This window comes from Vibrio phycocola, assembly GCF_053850235.1.
Genome location: NZ_JBSQDJ010000022.1, coordinates 36773 through 53775, shown reverse-complemented (window position 1 = coordinate 53775; position 17003 = coordinate 36773). Strand labels below are relative to the sequence as shown.

Below are 17003 nucleotides of genomic sequence, written 5' to 3'. Positions count from 1 at the left end.
TCGAGTCTCGTCCGTTCCGCCATTTACACATAAGCCTTAGCAGAAATGCTAAGGCTTTTTTGTGCTTGTTTGTTAGAAATTGTGCTGTGAAAACATCGTCGCAGTGTTAGTGAAAGTGGAGCGGCAGTTCAGTTGGTTAGCTTATTTGTTTAGAGAAAGCGACCTGTCACGCCGGGAACCGCTGCATTTTGCAAGATAAGGAGTCTCGTCCGTTCCGCCACGTACTTTACAATAGAGCACATAAGCCTTAGCAGAAATGCTAAGGCTTTTTTGTGTTTGTTAGAGATTGTGCTTGAAGCGTTGTGGCTGTGTTAGTGAAAGTAGAGCGGAAGTTCAGTTGGTTAGCTTATTTGTTTAGAGAACGCGACCTGCCACGCCGGGAACCGCTGCATCTTGCAACATAGGAACTCTCGTCCGTTCCGCCACGTACTTTACAATAGAGCACATAAGCCTTAGCAGAAATGCTAAGGCTTTTTTGTGTTTGTTAGAGATTGTGCTGGAAGCGTAGTGACTGTGTGAGTAAGCTTGGAGCGGCAGTTCAGCTGGTTAGTGGTTATGTGGGAAGCGCAACTCTTTGTCAAATAGAGTATCTTTGCTTTTTTGTGCTATGACTTTCTCTTTGGAGAATAACAAATCTAATATCGCCTGAATACTTATCAAATTTCTCCTATCTAATATCACTAGACCGAAGGTAATGTGTTCATGAAAATCTTTCATCTTTATTATGTTTTTCTTTAATAGAGTGACTTGTATATTTCATGTTAAAATGCCTAGTATGTGTGCTTTTTTAGACGTCTAGATTTCTAGTGTTGTTTGTTAGAAGTATAAAGAAAATTAATAGAACGAGGCTGTAACGTGGTAAAGAATGTAAAAGATCAGCTTGAATCGCAACTAAAAGAACGAATCCTGCTTATCGATGGCGGGATGGGAACGATGATCCAAAATTATAAGCTTCAAGAAGAAGATTATCGTGGAGAACGTTTCGCTGATTGGCATTGTGATCTTAAAGGTAATAATGATCTTTTAGTATTAAGCCAACCGAAAATAATTCGAGATATTCATAAAGAATACTTAGATGCCGGTGCTGATATTCTGGAAACGAATACTTTTAACGCGACTACGATTGCAATGGCAGATTATGAGATGGAATCTCTTTCTGCAGAAATAAACCTGGAAGCTGCACGTATTGCTCGAAAAGTTGCAGATGAAAAAACAGCGGAAACACCAGATCGTCCACGTTTTGTTGCTGGTGTTTTAGGCCCAACTAATAGAACTTGTTCTATCTCTCCTGATGTAAATGATCCCGGTTTTCGTAATGTGAGCTTTGATGAATTAGTTGAAGCTTACACAGAATCTACATTAGCCCTAATCGAAGGTGGCAGTGATTTAATTCTCGTTGAAACGGTTTTTGATACACTCAATGCTAAAGCTGCTGTTTTTGCGATTAGTGGTGTGTTTGAGCAAATAGGATATAAATTACCTGTAATGGTGTCAGGTACCATCACGGATGCTTCAGGGCGTACGTTATCCGGACAAACCACAGAAGCTTTTTACAACTCGCTACGTCATATTGAACCAATTTCATTTGGTTTGAACTGTGCATTGGGTCCTGATGAGTTGCGTCAATACGTTGCAGAAATGTCGCGTATCTCTGAAACATATGTTTCTGCTCACCCTAATGCGGGTTTGCCTAATGCATTTGGTGAATACGATTTAGAAGCTGATGAAATGTCTGGCCATATTAAAGAGTGGGCTGAAAGCGGCTTTTTAAATTTGGTGGGTGGCTGTTGTGGTACTACGCCAGCACATATCAAAGCAATGTATGAAGCCGTTGAAGGTGTTAAGCCTCGTGTGTTACCAGAGATCGAAGTTGCCTGTCGTTTAAGTGGTTTAGAAGCACTAACAATTAGTAAAGACTCGCTATTTCAAAATGTGGGTGAGCGTACCAATGTAACCGGATCAGCACGTTTCAAGCGTTTAATTAAAGAAGAACTGTACGATGAAGCATTAGACGTTGCGTTACATCAAGTGGAAGCAGGCGCTGATATTATTGATATCAATATGGATGAAGCGATGCTTGATTCATTATTTGCTATGAAGCGCTTCCTAAACTTATGCGCCTCAGAACCTGATATCTGTAAAGTGCCCATTATGGTCGACTCTTCTAAATGGGAAATTTTAGAAGAAGGACTTAAATGTGTTCAGGGTAAGGGTATTGTCAACTCTATCAGTATGAAAGAGGGAGTTGATAACTTTATCAAGCAAGCAACGCTAATTCGTCGCTATGGTTTTGCTGTTATTGTGATGGCCTTCGATGAGGTTGGTCAGGCGGATACCCGAGAACGCAAATTTGAAATCTGTCAAAAATCCTACGATATCTTAGTAAATCGAGTGGGTTTCCCGCCAGAAGATATTATCTTTGACCCGAATATTTTTGCCGTTGCAACGGGTATTGAAGAACATAATAACTACGCGGTAGATTTCATTGAATCAGTAAAGGATATTAAAGATAACCTTCCTCATGCGATGATTTCGGGTGGTGTTTCCAATGTCTCTTTTTCTTTCCGTGGTAATAACCCTGTGCGTGAAGCGATTCACGCTGTGTTCCTTTACTATTGTTTTAAAAATGGTATGGATATGGGCATTGTTAATGCGGCGCAACTCGCGATTTATGATGACATTCCAAAAGAGTTAAAAGACGCCGTTGAAGATGTTGTTCTCAATAGAAACCCTAATGCAACCGACGCATTGCTTGATATCGCGGATAAGTATCGAGATGCAGGGCAAGAAAAGGTTGATGATGGATCTGCATTATTGTGGCGCGAACTGCCTGTCAATGAGCGAATTGCACATGCATTAGTAAAAGGCATTACAGAGTTCATTGAAGAGGATACAGAAGCGGCTCGCCTAAATGCAGATATGCCAATCGAGGTGATCGAAGGGCCTTTGATGGATGGTATGAATATTGTTGGTGATCTGTTTGGTGCCGGGAAAATGTTTTTACCACAGGTTGTTAAATCAGCACGAGTAATGAAGCAAGCCGTCGCGTATTTAAATCCTTTCATTGAAGCGACCAAGCAGGCAGGTGAAACCAATGGTAAAATCGTGATGGCAACCGTAAAGGGTGATGTACACGATATTGGCAAAAACATCGTCGGAGTTATTTTACAATGTAATAACTATGAGATTGTTGATCTTGGGGTTATGGTTCCAACGGAAACGATCATTAAAACAGCGATTGCTGAAAATGCTGATATGATTGGCCTCTCCGGACTTATTACTCCATCATTAGATGAAATGGTTTATGTTGCCAAAGAGATGCAACGTCAAGGCTTGAAGCTGCCATTATTAATTGGCGGCGCTACCACATCCAAAGCACATACCGCTGTAAAAATTGAACAAAACTACGATGAACCTGTGGTTTATGTTTCAAATGCTTCTCGTGCCGTTGGTGTTTGTCAGTTATTGCTAAATGAAAAAACAAAACCTGACTTTGTTGCTAAGTTAAATACCGACTATGAACGTGTACGCGAACAACATGCGAATAAGCGTCCTCGTAGTAAACCTATTTCATTAGAACGTGCACGCGATAACGCTGCGCAAATTGATTGGACATCTTATCAGCCACCTAAACCGAATAAACTAGGTGTGCAGGTAATTAAAAATATGTCGATCACAACTTTACGAGAATATATTGATTGGACACCATTCTTTATGACATGGGGGTTAGCAGGTAAATATCCTCGTATACTAACGGATGAGGTTGTTGGCGAAGAAGCGACTCGCTTGTTTAACGATGCATTAAAAATGTTGGACACAGTGGAAGCTGAAGGTGAAATCTCTGCATCGGGTATTGTAGGTATTTTCCCTGCAAATAGTGTGGGCGATGATATTGAAATATACCGCGATGAGTCTCGTTCAGAAGTATTACAAGTGAGTAATCAATTACGTCAGCAGTCCGAGAAAAAGCCACCTTTCATCAATCATTGTCTTGCGGATTATGTTGCGCCCAAATCGTCGGGTGTTGCTGATTATATAGCTGCTTTTGCTGTTACAGGTGGAATCGGTGAGCGTGAAGTGGCGGATCGTTATAAAGCGAATAATGATGACTATAATGCCATTCTTGTTCAAGCCGTATGCGATCGCTTAGCTGAAGCCTTTGCCGAGTATCTACATCAACAAACCCGTAAAGATTACTGGGGCTTTGCTGCGGATGAGAGCTTAGGCAACGACGATTTGATTCGAGAGAAATATCAAGGTATTCGCCCAGCGCCTGGCTACCCTGCTTGTCCTGAGCATACAGAAAAGCAAATTATTTGGGATCTGATGAATGTTGAGCAAGAAATTGGTATGCAGTTAACAACCAGTTATGCAATGTATCCAGGTGCCGCAGTTTCTGGTTGGATATTTTCTCATCCAGAGAGTCGTTATTTTGCCATTGCTCAAATTCAACAAGATCAGGTTGAAGATTATGCTCAACGTAAAGGCTGGGATATGCTTGAAGCTGAGAAATGGTTGGGTCCAAATATCGGATAACAGCTTGTATTATCGGTATTCGTGAATAAAAAAGAGGTTAGCATTAAGCTAACCTCTTTTTTTTGAAACTAAATTGAGAGTCATTACTCCGATTCGAATAGATCCAAATGAAGTTTCTGAATTACCCCTTTTGCTTCGTCGGCGTCAACGAGGAAACATAAGTTGTGGTCACTCGCGCCATAACAAATCATACGCAGGTTATAATCACCAAGAGTGCCAAATACCTCTTTAGCATATCCTTTTGTTTCCATATGATTGCCGATAAGCGCAATCAAACTCAAGTTACGTTCTACTTCTACATTTGCCAGCTCTTCTAATTCAGCACGAACTGCAGGTGGCAGTTCTGGGGCTCCGCCTGACGTATCGGTTTTATCTAACGTAAGTGAGACACTGATTTCTGAAGTGGTGATCAAGTCGACAGATACCTTGTGTTTTGCCAGAATTTCAAAAACCTTAGCTAAGAAACCATACGCATGGAACATTTTTGCACTTCGGATCGTCACCATTGTCTGGTTAGCTCGGAGTGCTAATGCTCGGTACAAAGGTGCACTTTCTACACGCTTACGAATCCACGTGCCGCCTTTTTCTGGGTTTTTTGAGGAGCCTACGAAAACAGGAATACCGTGGCGTAATGCGGGTAACAATGTTGATGGGTGAAGAATTTTAGCACCAAAATTGGCCATCTCTGACGCTTCACTAAAACTGATTTCTGGAATGGCTCGCGCCTCGGGAGCAATGCGAGGATCGGTTGTATAGATACCAGGTACGTCTGTCCAAATCTCTAGCCCTGCGGCTTGAACGCCTTCAGCTATTAATGCTGCAGAGTAATCACTTCCACCCCGACCTAGTGTGGTCGTGTTACCTTCTACATCTGAACCAATAAAACCTTGAGTTACAACAATGTGCTTCTGACAAAGTAGTTCTAGTTTTTCTTTGGCTAGAGTTGAAATCTCCTGAACTTGAGGCTCTGCACAACCAAAGTTGTCGTCGGTGCGCAATACTTCGCGAATATCAAAGCGGACTGCATCCATTCCTTTATCTCGCATGACTTGAGCAAAAAGAAATGTAGACATTAGCTCACCACACGCGACTAAATGATCCGTTAGTTTTGCACTTGATTGGAATGATGCGGCTTCTGCTAAACTCGATATAGTATCTAATATTGCTTGAATCTCAGCTTTAATTTCTACTTGTTGATCATTGAGTTTCTCAATTATCGAGAAGTGAATCTCCGCCAGTTGAGACAGTAACTCTTGGCGTCGCTCTGTATCTTTTGTTCCATTGGCGAGTTCTACTAATAAATTCGTTACTCCAGAACAAGCACTACTAACAACCAGTTTAGTACTTTCGTTTGCAGCAACCACGTCGGCACTGCGGCTCATCGCTTCATGGTTTGCGACACTAGTTCCGCCAAATTTGGCTACATTGAATGCACTCACGGCATTTCTCCCACGACTTATGAAATGAAAAAATATGTTGGGTCACAACGATTAATATTTGTGAAGAGAGAATTTCTAGAGCGAGTTTAGAGGTGAATTTAACCAATACCTCAGAAGCCCCTCATCAGCTGAGAACTGATGACAGTTGATGGGATTCAGCCCAATCACCCGATAAGTCATACCCACAAATAAGACCTACCTCGGCACTGCTCCCCATTAATGTTTTGTATCGGAGTTGAGGCTCCACAAAACATCTACCTAGGCAGTGCTCCTCTTCTGCTTTATAGCGAGTGTATTGAACGTTTTTGTGTGACTTTTGTCAACGGTAAATTTATTACGACTGGTGTGTTTCATCAAAAAACGTTAAAAAATGTAGATGCACTAGACTTGAGTCGAATTGTCCTAAGCTCAATTTTTCGTTAGGCTCGAGAACTATAATAAATAAAGGAGCATTGCTATGTTGTTCGAAAGTTTTCAGCCACCACGACGTATTTTAATGGGACCAGGTCCATCGGACATTTCTCCACAGGTATTGCAAGCACTTAGTCGTCCGACTGTCGGGCATCTTGACCCATTGTTTATTGGAATGATGGATGAATTGAAAGAGTTACTAAAATACGCATTTCAAACGGAAAATAGTTTTACCATTGCGGTTTCAGCACCCGGTAGCGCCGGAATGGAGGCGTGTTTCGTCAATCTAATTGAGCCTGGTGATAAGGTTATCGTTTGTCGGAATGGCGTGTTTGGTGAGCGAATGCGTGAAAACATTCTTCGTTGCGGTGGTGAAGCCATTGTCGTTGATGATGAATGGGGAACGGAAGTTAGTCTAGATAAAGTCCAAGCTGCAATAAATGCTAACCAAGATGCAAAAATCGTCGCCTTTGTTCATGCAGAAACGTCTACTGGCGCATTAAGTGATGCACAAGCGATCTCTCGCATGGCAAAAGAGAAGGGCATGCTTACGATTGTCGATGCGGTAACTTCACTAGGTGGTGTGCCTCTATTGGTCGACGAATGGCAATTAGACGCCGTTTATTCTGGTAGCCAAAAATGTTTATCGTGCGTACCTGGATTATCACCACTCACTTTTTCGAGTGCAGCGATTGAAAAGATTCAGTCACGAACATCTCCAGTACAGAGTTGGTTTTTAGATCAAAGTCTTGTGCTTGGATATTGGAGTGGGGAAGGAAAACGCAGCTATCATCATACTGCTCCAGTTAATGCTTTATACGCGTTACATGAGGCGTTATTAAAACTTCATAAAGAAGGACTTGAAACAGCTTGGGCTAGACATCGTCATATGCACAATCAATTACGTGATGGCCTTGAGGCTCTTGGGTTAACATTTGTGGTTGAAGAAAGCGTTCGTTTGCCACAGCTTAACTCGGTTTATATTCCAGATGGTGTTGATGATGCTAAGGTGAGAAGTTACCTTCTCGAGCACTTCAACTTGGAGATCGGAGCAGGCCTAGGGGCATTAGCAGGTAAAGCGTGGCGAATAGGGTTAATGGGCTACAGCGCAAGTGAAGAAAATATAGCACTATGTTTAAGTGCTCTAGAGCAAGCCTTAGAAAAAGCCCGCTGATATTTAACGGTAACTAATTAAGTCGCGCGGTATCACTGTATTTTGATATAAAAGACTCTGTCGGAAACAAATAACGTGCTTCTGTTTGAGTTAGTTTAGCTCGGTTTTCATCACCAAGTTGATGGTACATATCGATTAATAATTGATAGTAATATGGACGAGGGTGTAATTTTATTTTATTGAGTAACCACTGAACATCCGTTTCAGTATGTGCGCTTTTCTTCGAATGTTCTAATGCATACACTAAAGAAAACTCTTTTAGCTCATCTTGCCAAAATGAAGGTAAGATGAGCTGGTTTAGTGTGAGGTTATCTAGCGTTTGTCGGTATTGAGTTAAGCGCTGTTGGTCGTGTAATATTCCAACGATGGTAAAAATAGTAATCATCGGAATTAATACGGTGACCAATGTTATGATTTTGTTTTGCCATTTCACTATTGGTATTGATTTATAGCGAGCTACGCGTTGATCAACCCAGAAAAAGAGAATCATCAACGTAATCCAATGAATACTTGAAACGTAGAATAGTGATGAGAATTGAGCTTGTATCGATATAGGTAAAAGCAAAGCAAAGCTCGCTAAACGGGTGCCATTCTTCGCCGATATAATTCGACCTGTTCCCATTATTGCCGCTAAAATCATCGATAATAATGTTAATACTCCTCCTTCGACAGCCCAATAGATAGGTTCATTTTGTGGATGAATATGATCGGTCAGTGCTGGTGGAAATGTTGGGTTTAACTGATGTTGTCGTGCACTATATAAGACGTATTCTTCGTCAAAACGCCCATAACCATATCCTGTAAATGGTTTCTCTATAAGCATATTTGAAGCTTGCTTGATGCTTGTTATATAGCTATTCACATGTTGGCGCTCTATCGAGATAACTTCTTCGCTAGATTGATAGAACATTCCAAGGCTAATTGTGACACCAATAAATAACGATACCGTCCACCCCTTTAGTCTTTTGAGGCTGGCAAACTTATATAGGTAAGGCAATATCATCATACAACCAATAATGGTGGTTGATGTCGCGATAATTGGCGAATGCATAAAAATCAGTGGCAGCATCAGTGCAGGGGTAAGGTAAAGTAAGGCTACAATGCTAAACTGACTGTATTGCTTAATTATTCGTGATAATAAGTATCCAGAAGCAACGACCGCAGTGGCTAAAAAAGCGGCTATGGAGTTAGAGTCACTAAATGTGGTAACGATTTGATTATTGCTGAGCCAAACGGAAACTTGCGCCAGCTGCGGCAAGTTGAGCTGAAGAATATCAAATAATAGGTAACCTCGAATAGCTTCAATCCATCCTGCTAATACAATAAACCAAATAATCCGCTGTTTGTGTTGATTACTGAAATGAAATTGCTGCAGTAAAACAAACAAGAGAAAACCAGCCCAAAAACCTATAAGGCGTGGACTTGATTCATCTATTTGAGGGTTGCTGTAAAGCAAAGGCAGTGTCATCAAAATACTGCAACCAAAGAAGCCAATAGTGAGCTTTGAGTAGCGTAAATAACGATGACGTATTACTTGAACTAAGCCAAGGCTAATAAGTAGGCTTATCGACATCCAAGTAATAAGGTTCGTTGGCATTGCGCTATTGGTAGGGCGCTCAACCAATGAAAATACAGGCCAAGGTAGGTGGATAGCAAACAGGTAAATGACCCCTAAAGCAAAGATGAACCGTTTATTAAGCGGTGCTTTTGCTGGGCTGTCTTGAAGTTGCGTTCCTCTAACCAGTAATTGTGCCATTGCGTCCGTCAGAATAATTTACTTGTTTCTATCATCAAGCAAATAGAAGTTTAATTCTAGTTTAACATAGTCTTTAGGAATCGGGCGGTATGAGAACATTCAACTTTTGATACTTGTTCTGGCGTACCTTGAGCAATAATATCACCGCCACCTTGTCCACCTTCTGGTCCGAGATCAATTATCCAATCTGCGGTCTTAACGACATCTAAGTTATGCTCAATGACTACAACTGTATTCCCATGATCGCGTAAGCGATGGAGTACAGAAAGCAGTTGTTCAATATCGTGAAAATGAAGGCCAGTTGTAGGCTCATCTAGGATGTATAAAGTTTTTCCGGTGTCGCGTTTGGATAATTCTTTAGCAAGCTTAACTCGTTGGGCTTCACCACCTGATAACGTTGTTGCGGCTTGCCCTAATCGAATGTAAGAAAGTCCAACATCCATCAAGGTTTGCAATTTTCGAGCAATTACAGGCACAGGTTGGAAGAAGGTATGCGCATCCTCAACCGTCATTCCAAGTACTTCATCGATCGTCTTACCTTTGTAGTGCACTTCTAATGTTTCGCGGTTGTAGCGCTTTCCTTTACAGATATCACATGGAACATACACATCAGGTAAAAAGTGCATTTCAACTTTAATTACACCATCGCCTTGGCATGCTTCACAACGACCACCACGGACATTGAAACTGAAACGTCCCGGCTTGTACCCTCGAGAGCGAGCTTCTTGAGTGCCAGCAAACAATTCTCGAATCGGGGTGAAAATGCCAGTATAAGTCGCTGGGTTTGAGCGAGGAGTTCGACCGATAGGGCTTTGGTCAATATCAATGACCTTGTCAAAATGTTCTAGCCCTTTTACTTTTTTATACGGAGCGGGTGTGGATGTGGTTGCACCATTTAATGCGGTATGAGCAATTTTGAAAAATGTATCGTTGATCAATGTTGATTTGCCTGAGCCAGATACGCCGGTGACACACGTGAACAAGCCTACAGGGATAGATAAATTGACATTGTTCAAGTTATTGCCTGATGCACCACGAACCTCAACAACTTTTTTGCTATCACGCTTGATCCGTTTTTTAGGAATCTCAATGGAGCGCTTTCCACTTAAAAACTGCCCTGTTACTGAATGCTCACTTGAGAGGATATCGTTGATGTCGCCTTGTGCTACGACCTGGCCACCATGAACTCCCGCTCCGGGGCCTATATCAATAACATGGTCAGCGGTACGAATGGCATCTTCATCGTGTTCGACCACAATTACGGTATTGCCAAGATCTCGCAAATGATTCAAAGTCTTTAATAAGCGTTCGTTGTCACGTTGATGCAAGCCAATTGAAGGTTCATCCAACACGTACATCACGCCAACTAATCCTGCACCAATCTGACTGGCAAGTCGAATTCGTTGCGCTTCTCCTCCAGATAAAGTTTCCGCACTTCGGGATAGATTTAAATAATTCAGACCAACGTTGACGAGAAAATTCAGTCTATCGTTGATTTCTTTCATGACTTTCTCAGCAATTTTTGCCTTTTGTCCTTCAAGTTGAAGAGATGCAAAGAACTGCAAAGCATCAGAAATACTTAGTTCGACAATTTCAGGTAGTGATGTATCTTGAATAAAAACATGACGCGCTTCGGTTTTTAATCTTGTGCCGTCACACGTTGAACATGGTTTATTCGAGATGTATTTATTCAGTTCTTCACGCACAGAATTAGATTCTGTTTCGCGATAACGGCGCTCAAAGTTATGCAAAATTCCTTCAAATGGGTGACGCTTAACTCGAATGTCTCCTCGGTCATTAACATACTTAAACTCAATAGATTCACTACCTGAGCCATTTAACACCATATTTTGAATTTGGCTACTTAACTTATTAAATGGCATTTGAAGATCAAATTGATAGTGCTCAGCCAAAGATGTCAGCATCTGGAAATAGTAAAAATTACGCTGATCCCATCCTTTTATTGCTCCTTGAGCCAGGCTTAATGACGGATCTTGGATTACTCGCTCAGCGTCGAAATATTGTTGAACACCGAGTCCATCACAGGTAGGGCAGGCCCCCGCTGGATTGTTGAATGAAAACAACCTAGGCTCTAATTCTCTCATGCTATAACCACAATGAGGGCACGCGAAGTTTGATGAGAATACGATTTCTTCTCCTTGCCCATCCATTGAAGTGACCACGACGATACCACCAGAAAGCTCCAATGCGGTCTCAAATGACTCTGCCAAACGTTGATCGAGACCAGTACGTACTTTGAATCGGTCAACAACCACTTCTATCGTATGTTTTTTATGTAACTCTAACGTTGGTGGATCGGTAAGATCACAGGTTTCACCATCAATACGAGCTCTGATAAAACCTTGTGCGGCGAGATTCTCAAGTGTTTTAACATGTTCGCCTTTACGTTCTTTAATGATAGGGGCAAGAAGCATCATGCGATCCCCTTCAGGTAACTCTAGAACCTTATCAACCATTTGGCTTATCGTTTGTGCAGCAAGAGGAACATTATGGGTTGGGCAACGAGGTTCCCCGACGCGTGCATAAAGCAGACGAAGATAATCGTATACCTCAGTAATGGTGCCTACTGTAGAACGAGGGTTATGCGATGTTGATTTTTGCTCGATTGAAATAGCAGGAGATAGTCCTTCGATATGATCAACGTCGGGCTTTTCCATCAAAGATAGAAATTGGCGAGCGTAAGTAGACAGTGATTCGACATAGCGTCGTTGCCCTTCAGCATAAAGAGTATCAAAAGCGAGAGAGGATTTGCCGGAGCCAGATAGCCCGGTGATGACAATTAACTTGTCTCGGGGCAAAGTGAGACTAATGTTTTTTAGGTTATGAGTGCGAGCACCCCTTAGTTCAATTTTATCCATCAACTTTGCTCTTATGCTTTACGAAATGATAAGTTAATCAAGTATTACATAGTGTGAAGTATCTGCAAAGACATACTGGATAAAAAAACAGTACTAGTAAATATTACCAGTACTGTTTTTTGATTGTGACTTTTTGCTAATTATTTTTGAGCTTTTTCAGTTGAATGTTTACCTAGTTCAACTTTCTTTTCGTCTTTCTTATAAAGATTTTCGAAGCAGTAATTTGTTGCTTCGATGTAACCTTCAACACTACCACAGTCAAAGCGTTTGCCTTTAAATTTATAAGCAAGAACACAACCCGCTTGAGCTTGTTTTAGTAGCGCATCGGTGATTTGAATTTCACCACCTTTACCAGGTTCGGTTTGCTCAATTAGATCGAAGATATCTGGAGTAAGGATGTAACGACCAATGATGGCTAAGTTACTTGGTGCTGTACCCGGTTCTGGTTTCTCGACCATATCATCGACTCTAAATAAGTCATCTTTAATCATCTCACCTGCGATAACACCGTACTTATGAGTTTCGTCTTCAGGTACTTCTTGAACCGCAACGATAGTGCAACGGAACTGTTTGAATAGAGCGACCATTTGAGCTAAAACGCCTTGCTCTTCATTTACACAAAGGTCATCCGCTAGGACAACAGCAAACGGTTCATCACCAACTAATTCGCGCCCCGTTAGGATTGCATGACCTAGTCCTTTCATTTCGCGCTGGCGAATAAAGGTGAAGTTAGACTTACCGATGATTTCGCGAATATCACCTAAAAGTTCTTCTTTGTTAGTGCCTTTAATTTGGTGTTCAAGCTCGTAGTTAAGATCGAAGTGATCCATGATGGAGTGTTTACCACGTCCAGTAACTATGCACATGCCATCCATTCCGGCAAGGATAGCCTCTTCCACGCCGTATTCGATTAGAGGTTTATTGACGACTGGCATCATTTCTTTTGGCATTGATTTTGTTGCAGGAAGGAAGCGAGTACCGTAGCCAGCAGCTGGGAAAAGACATTTTTTAATCATTGATAAAACCTTTGATCCGTTTTTTATAATAAATCTAGAGCGAAACTTAGTCATTTAACTCTAGCATGTTCTTGGGGGATTTCTAACTATCTTTATTTATATCTATATCTATTTTAAAACGAAAAAGCTAGCAGGCTCATTTATGAGACTAAGTTATTGTTTGCCCAACTGATTGCCTGTGTTCTGTTTTTAACGGCGAGTTTTTTGAATATTTGATATAGGTGCGATTTCACTGTGAATTCACTAATAAAGAGGGTTTCTGCCATCTGCATATTGCTTGCGCCTGTTTGAAGAGAACGTAAGATTTGAATTTCTCTGGAGGTTAAATCAATAGCGGCTTTTAGTGCTTGATTTCGAAATAGATGGCGATAGTAGTGAATTAATTGGCTCGTGACATGTCGCGGGAGCCAGTTTTGTCCCTTCTGTATTTCGGACAGTCCAAGCCGTATTTGTTCTGTGGAATCTTGACGATAGAAAACGCCTTTTAAGTTCCCGAGCTCCAGCAGTTTTTCGGTGTGTATGCGGTGAGGAACATTAATTACGATTGTTTCTACAGCCATATTAAATTGGTGAGATTGAGACATATAGGGAATAAGATGTTGCCGATCTTGATAGTCAAACATGACAATTTTATGTTTATCGTCAGATTTATGTTGGAAAAGTTGTTCTATATGGCAAGTCGTAATGTTGAGGTCAAAGTCTTGAGTGATATTAACCATATTATGTTGGCTTATTAAGTTGTCACAATAGGTAGCGTATAGTGTGCGAACGTAGTTAGACTTTTTCATGATCATCTCCTTTTGTGTGAATTGACGATCACGCTGCCTAATTTTTGACCTAAGTTCATTCTCTTTACCTATGGAATTCGAGAGAACTCAAAGAAAATTTTTGGGTGCTAAATTGTTTCTCTTTTTTAGTGAGAGCTTTCTCGTAATATCAGGGAAAGTTGGACATTATTGGTTTAGTTTTAGGATTGGATCAATCAAGGTGGTTGAGTGGAGAATAAAGCGTGGTATTCTATTGAGCTAAACGAAACTGTATAAGTTAAAGACGGAGCAATCTATGGCAAGCCGTGGAGTAAACAAAGTAATTTTAGTGGGAAATCTTGGTGGAGATCCTGAAGTTCGTTATATGCCTAATGGCAGTGCTGTGGCTAACATCACGATTGCAACGTCAGAATCATGGCGTGATAAAGCGACAGGTGAGCAACGTGAAAAAACAGAATGGCACCGAGTTGCGCTGTTTGGAAAGTTAGCTGAAGTCGCTGGTGAGTATCTTCGTAAAGGTTCTCAAGTCTATGTTGAAGGCCAATTGCAGACTCGTAAATGGCAAGACCAAAGTGGACAAGATCGTTATACAACAGAGGTTGTGGTTCAAGGTTACAACGGTATTATGCAAATGCTTGGTGGTCGTTCTGGTGGCCAAGGTGCATCAGATAACCAATCTGGTAACTGGGGTAAACCTCAACAACCAGCAGCTGCGCAGGAACGACCTCAATCTGCACCAGCACCAAAGCCCGCTCAACAATATAATGAGCCGCCAATGGATTTTGATGACGATATTCCGTTCTAGACTGGAATTTTTATAATTAGTGTAAGAATAAGCACTTTTAAATTGGAATATACCAATTAACCCAGCATTTCTGTTGGGTTTTTTATTTTTTATTTAGACTTATTAATGGTTAAGGGTACCATTAAAGAACATCATCACCTGCTGAATATGAAAGGATTGAATATTCATGCGCTACACCCCTTCGCTAAAGCTAAGTACTAGACTGGTTGCATTTGTAACGGTTATTGTGACTAGTGCAATGTTTATCCTCTTTATTGGGGGGACATTTTCTTTTCAGCGTCTCGGGCAGGAGTACCTTAATCACTATCTCCAAGGGGTTGTTGAGGTAGTAGATAAGGAGCTTGATCAACACGATACATCGAACTCGATGCAGCGCTGGATGCCTAACTTACTTCAGGCATCGAGTATTGTTGAGATGAGCTTGAGTTCTGACTCTGGTGTTATTTATCGCTTCCGAGATACCAATTCTAAAGTAGAAGCCTCTCGTTTATATAAAACTCATTTTCCACTTAAACGTAACCAAGGTTTGACGTTGTATTTTGAAGCCATTCCTCCTTATGTTGGTTTTACCTATTCTTTTAGTGCCATGTGGTCGATTACGTTTGCGATAATCTTGGTGATTTTTTGTCTTATGCGTGGGGTGAAATGGCTCAAGGCCCAACTCCTTGGCTCGGAGCTATTAGAAGAACGTGGTCGTATGATTTTAGCCGGACGCGTTGAAGGTTATGCGAAAGGGGACCATAGAGAGTGGCCTTATACCGCAAGTGAAGCATTAGATAAGTTAATCGATGAACTGAGAGATTCTCGTCAGGAGCGAAGTCGATTTGATACTTTTATTCGCTCACATGCTTTTCTGGACCAATTGACTGGTGCCGCCAATAGAGTGCTTTTTGATAGTAAATTAGAGTCATTTCTGTTGGAGAATGGCGTTCGTGGCGGCGTGATTTTTATTGCAATTGAAGATCTAGACCAAGTTGAAGAAGAAACTAAGCAGACCGCTGGGGATGAATTGATAGTACAACTTGGTGAGCTCATATCAAACGTGATTCAGCGTTACCCAGATGTTGTTCTTTCACGGTATTATGACAGCGTATTTGCTGTTCTCATTCCGCATCAAAGTGCGCGAGAATTGTCTAAAGTTTCTACGCAATGCCTCAGCATTATTGAACGTTTAACCCCACCTGAACCATTAGATAAAAACAATTGGTGTCATATTGGCTTTAGTATGTTCGAAGAAGGTGAATCTCATAGCCGAATTATCGGTGAGGTTGAAGAGGCATTGAAAGGTGCTCAGCGTGAGGGGGTTAACGCATGGGATAGTTTCAACAAGAGTAATCAAATCTCAGACGAGCGCGGAAATGTACGTTGGCGCACCTTGTTTGAACATGCTTTTACTCAAGAGCATTTACATTTGTATAAGCAAGATTGTTTTGAAAGTAAGGAAAATCATGCTCCACGGTTAATTCATTCAGAGTTATTCACCCGAATTGAAGAGCGCCCTCATCGTTTTCTTAAGGCGTCTCGCTTTAGTTCAGCGATTGAAACATTAGGGTATGAAACACTGCTTGATAAGGCGGTTGTAACCAAAGTCTTGGCTTATTGTCGTGCACAGGATGATCCTAAATCGCTTTCGATAAATTTGTATGTGACGCCATTTGAAAACCGTTCTTACTTTAAATGGTTTCGAGATGAATTAATGCAACTCCCATCTCGATATCGTGCCAAGCTATCTTTTGAGTTTGCAGAAGGGCATGTGGTTGAGCACTTGGACTATATTCGACCAGTAATTCGTATGATCTCTGCTTTTGGTTGTGAGGTAATTATAGGGCAAGCCGGTAGAACGATTGTTTCAACCCACTACATTAAAGATCTCAATATCGACTATTTGAAATTGCATCGTAGTTTGATAAAGAGAATTGAGAAGCGCCATGAAAATCAGTTGTTTATACGTAGTGTGATTGGGGTGTGTAGTGGGACGAAAACTCGAGTAATTGCGGTTGGCGTACAAAATAAGCAGGAACTAGCCACTTTACAGGAGTTGGGAATATTTGGAGCTCAAGGACGTCTTTTTGACAGCGAAGCGCTATTTTTACCAAAGCAGAAGTTGTTATCAAGTGTAAAAGCAGGCCCAAGAAAGCGTTGGAAAAAAAAGTAGTTTAAATTTAAGCGTTGAATACAAATGCATTTTAAGCGTCATTATTTTTACGTTATGATGTTTTT

The 17003-nt window shown here is 41.2% G+C and carries 9 protein-coding genes and 1 riboswitch; of the genes, 4 read left to right on the top strand and 5 right to left on the bottom strand.

Going from position 1 to position 17003, the window contains the following annotated elements; genetic code table 11:
- Window positions 1-855: 855 nt before the first annotated feature.
- A complete protein-coding gene (metH, locus tag ACWU4D_RS19155; protein ID WP_456053046.1) occupies window positions 856-4536 on the top strand; it encodes a methionine synthase in 3681 nt (1226 codons plus the stop codon).
- Window positions 4537-4619: 83 nt separating this feature from the next.
- Here the strand turns inward: metH and lysC are convergent, their stop codons facing one another.
- Complete coding sequence (gene lysC / locus ACWU4D_RS19150; RefSeq protein WP_456053045.1) at window positions 4620-5975, bottom strand: lysine-sensitive aspartokinase 3; 1356 nt, start codon at window positions 5973-5975, stop codon at window positions 4620-4622.
- 106 nt (window positions 5976-6081) lie between these two features.
- Window positions 6082-6259: riboswitch (Lysine riboswitch) on the bottom strand.
- A 173-nt stretch (window positions 6260-6432) separates the two neighbouring features.
- Between lysC and ACWU4D_RS19145 the strand changes: the two genes are divergently transcribed.
- Window positions 6433-7560 carry a pyridoxal-phosphate-dependent aminotransferase family protein gene (locus ACWU4D_RS19145; protein ID WP_456053044.1) on the top strand — a complete coding sequence of 376 codons (1128 nt, stop codon included), beginning with the start codon at window positions 6433-6435 and terminating at the stop codon, window positions 7558-7560.
- A 13-nt stretch (window positions 7561-7573) separates the two neighbouring features.
- Here the strand turns inward: ACWU4D_RS19145 and ACWU4D_RS19140 are convergent, their stop codons facing one another.
- The 4 genes from ACWU4D_RS19140 to ACWU4D_RS19125 form a co-directional block, all read right to left on the bottom strand.
- Window positions 7574-9316 (bottom strand): Wzy polymerase domain-containing protein, encoded by a 1743-nt coding sequence (locus ACWU4D_RS19140; RefSeq protein WP_456053043.1) that lies wholly within the window; start codon window positions 9314-9316, stop codon window positions 7574-7576.
- A gap of 56 nt (window positions 9317-9372) precedes the next feature.
- The gene (uvrA, locus tag ACWU4D_RS19135; RefSeq protein WP_456053042.1) at window positions 9373-12195 is read right to left on the bottom strand and encodes an excinuclease ABC subunit UvrA; all 2823 of its coding nucleotides are present in this window, start codon (window positions 12193-12195) and stop codon (window positions 9373-9375) included.
- 140 nt (window positions 12196-12335) lie between these two features.
- Window positions 12336-13211 (bottom strand): UTP--glucose-1-phosphate uridylyltransferase GalU, encoded by an 876-nt coding sequence (gene galU / locus ACWU4D_RS19130; RefSeq protein ID WP_456053041.1) that lies wholly within the window; start codon window positions 13209-13211, stop codon window positions 12336-12338.
- A 140-nt stretch (window positions 13212-13351) separates the two neighbouring features.
- Window positions 13352-13999 (bottom strand): LuxR C-terminal-related transcriptional regulator, encoded by a 648-nt coding sequence (locus ACWU4D_RS19125; RefSeq protein WP_456053040.1) that lies wholly within the window; start codon window positions 13997-13999, stop codon window positions 13352-13354.
- A gap of 274 nt (window positions 14000-14273) precedes the next feature.
- Between ACWU4D_RS19125 and ACWU4D_RS19120 the strand changes: the two genes are divergently transcribed.
- Together ACWU4D_RS19120 and csrD are read left to right on the top strand one after the other, a co-directional pair.
- Entirely contained in the window at window positions 14274-14783 is a 510-nt protein-coding gene (locus ACWU4D_RS19120) for a single-stranded DNA-binding protein (protein ID WP_456053039.1), read from the top strand.
- Window positions 14784-14949: 166 nt separating this feature from the next.
- Window positions 14950-16938 (top strand): RNase E specificity factor CsrD, encoded by a 1989-nt coding sequence (gene csrD, locus ACWU4D_RS19115; protein WP_456053038.1) that lies wholly within the window; start codon window positions 14950-14952, stop codon window positions 16936-16938.
- Window positions 16939-17003 lie beyond the last annotated feature (65 nt).

What these genes read in the sequence shown, in the direction of transcription:
- ACWU4D_RS19145 (WP_456053044.1), top strand. Translation starts at nt 6,433, where the DNA reads ATGTTGTTCGAAAGTTTTCAGCCACCACGACGTATTTTAATGGGACCA.
- galU (WP_456053041.1), bottom strand. Translation starts at nt 13,211, where the DNA reads ATGATTAAAAAATGTCTTTTCCCAGCTGCTGGCTACGGTACTCGCTTC.
- ACWU4D_RS19140 (WP_456053043.1), bottom strand. Translation starts at nt 9,316, where the DNA reads ATGGCACAATTACTGGTTAGAGGAACGCAACTTCAAGACAGCCCAGCA.
- uvrA (WP_456053042.1), bottom strand. Translation starts at nt 12,195, where the DNA reads ATGGATAAAATTGAACTAAGGGGTGCTCGCACTCATAACCTAAAAAAC.
- ACWU4D_RS19120 (WP_456053039.1), top strand. Translation starts at nt 14,274, where the DNA reads ATGGCAAGCCGTGGAGTAAACAAAGTAATTTTAGTGGGAAATCTTGGT.
- csrD (WP_456053038.1), top strand. Translation starts at nt 14,950, where the DNA reads ATGCGCTACACCCCTTCGCTAAAGCTAAGTACTAGACTGGTTGCATTT.
- ACWU4D_RS19125 (WP_456053040.1), bottom strand. Translation starts at nt 13,999, where the DNA reads ATGAAAAAGTCTAACTACGTTCGCACACTATACGCTACCTATTGTGAC.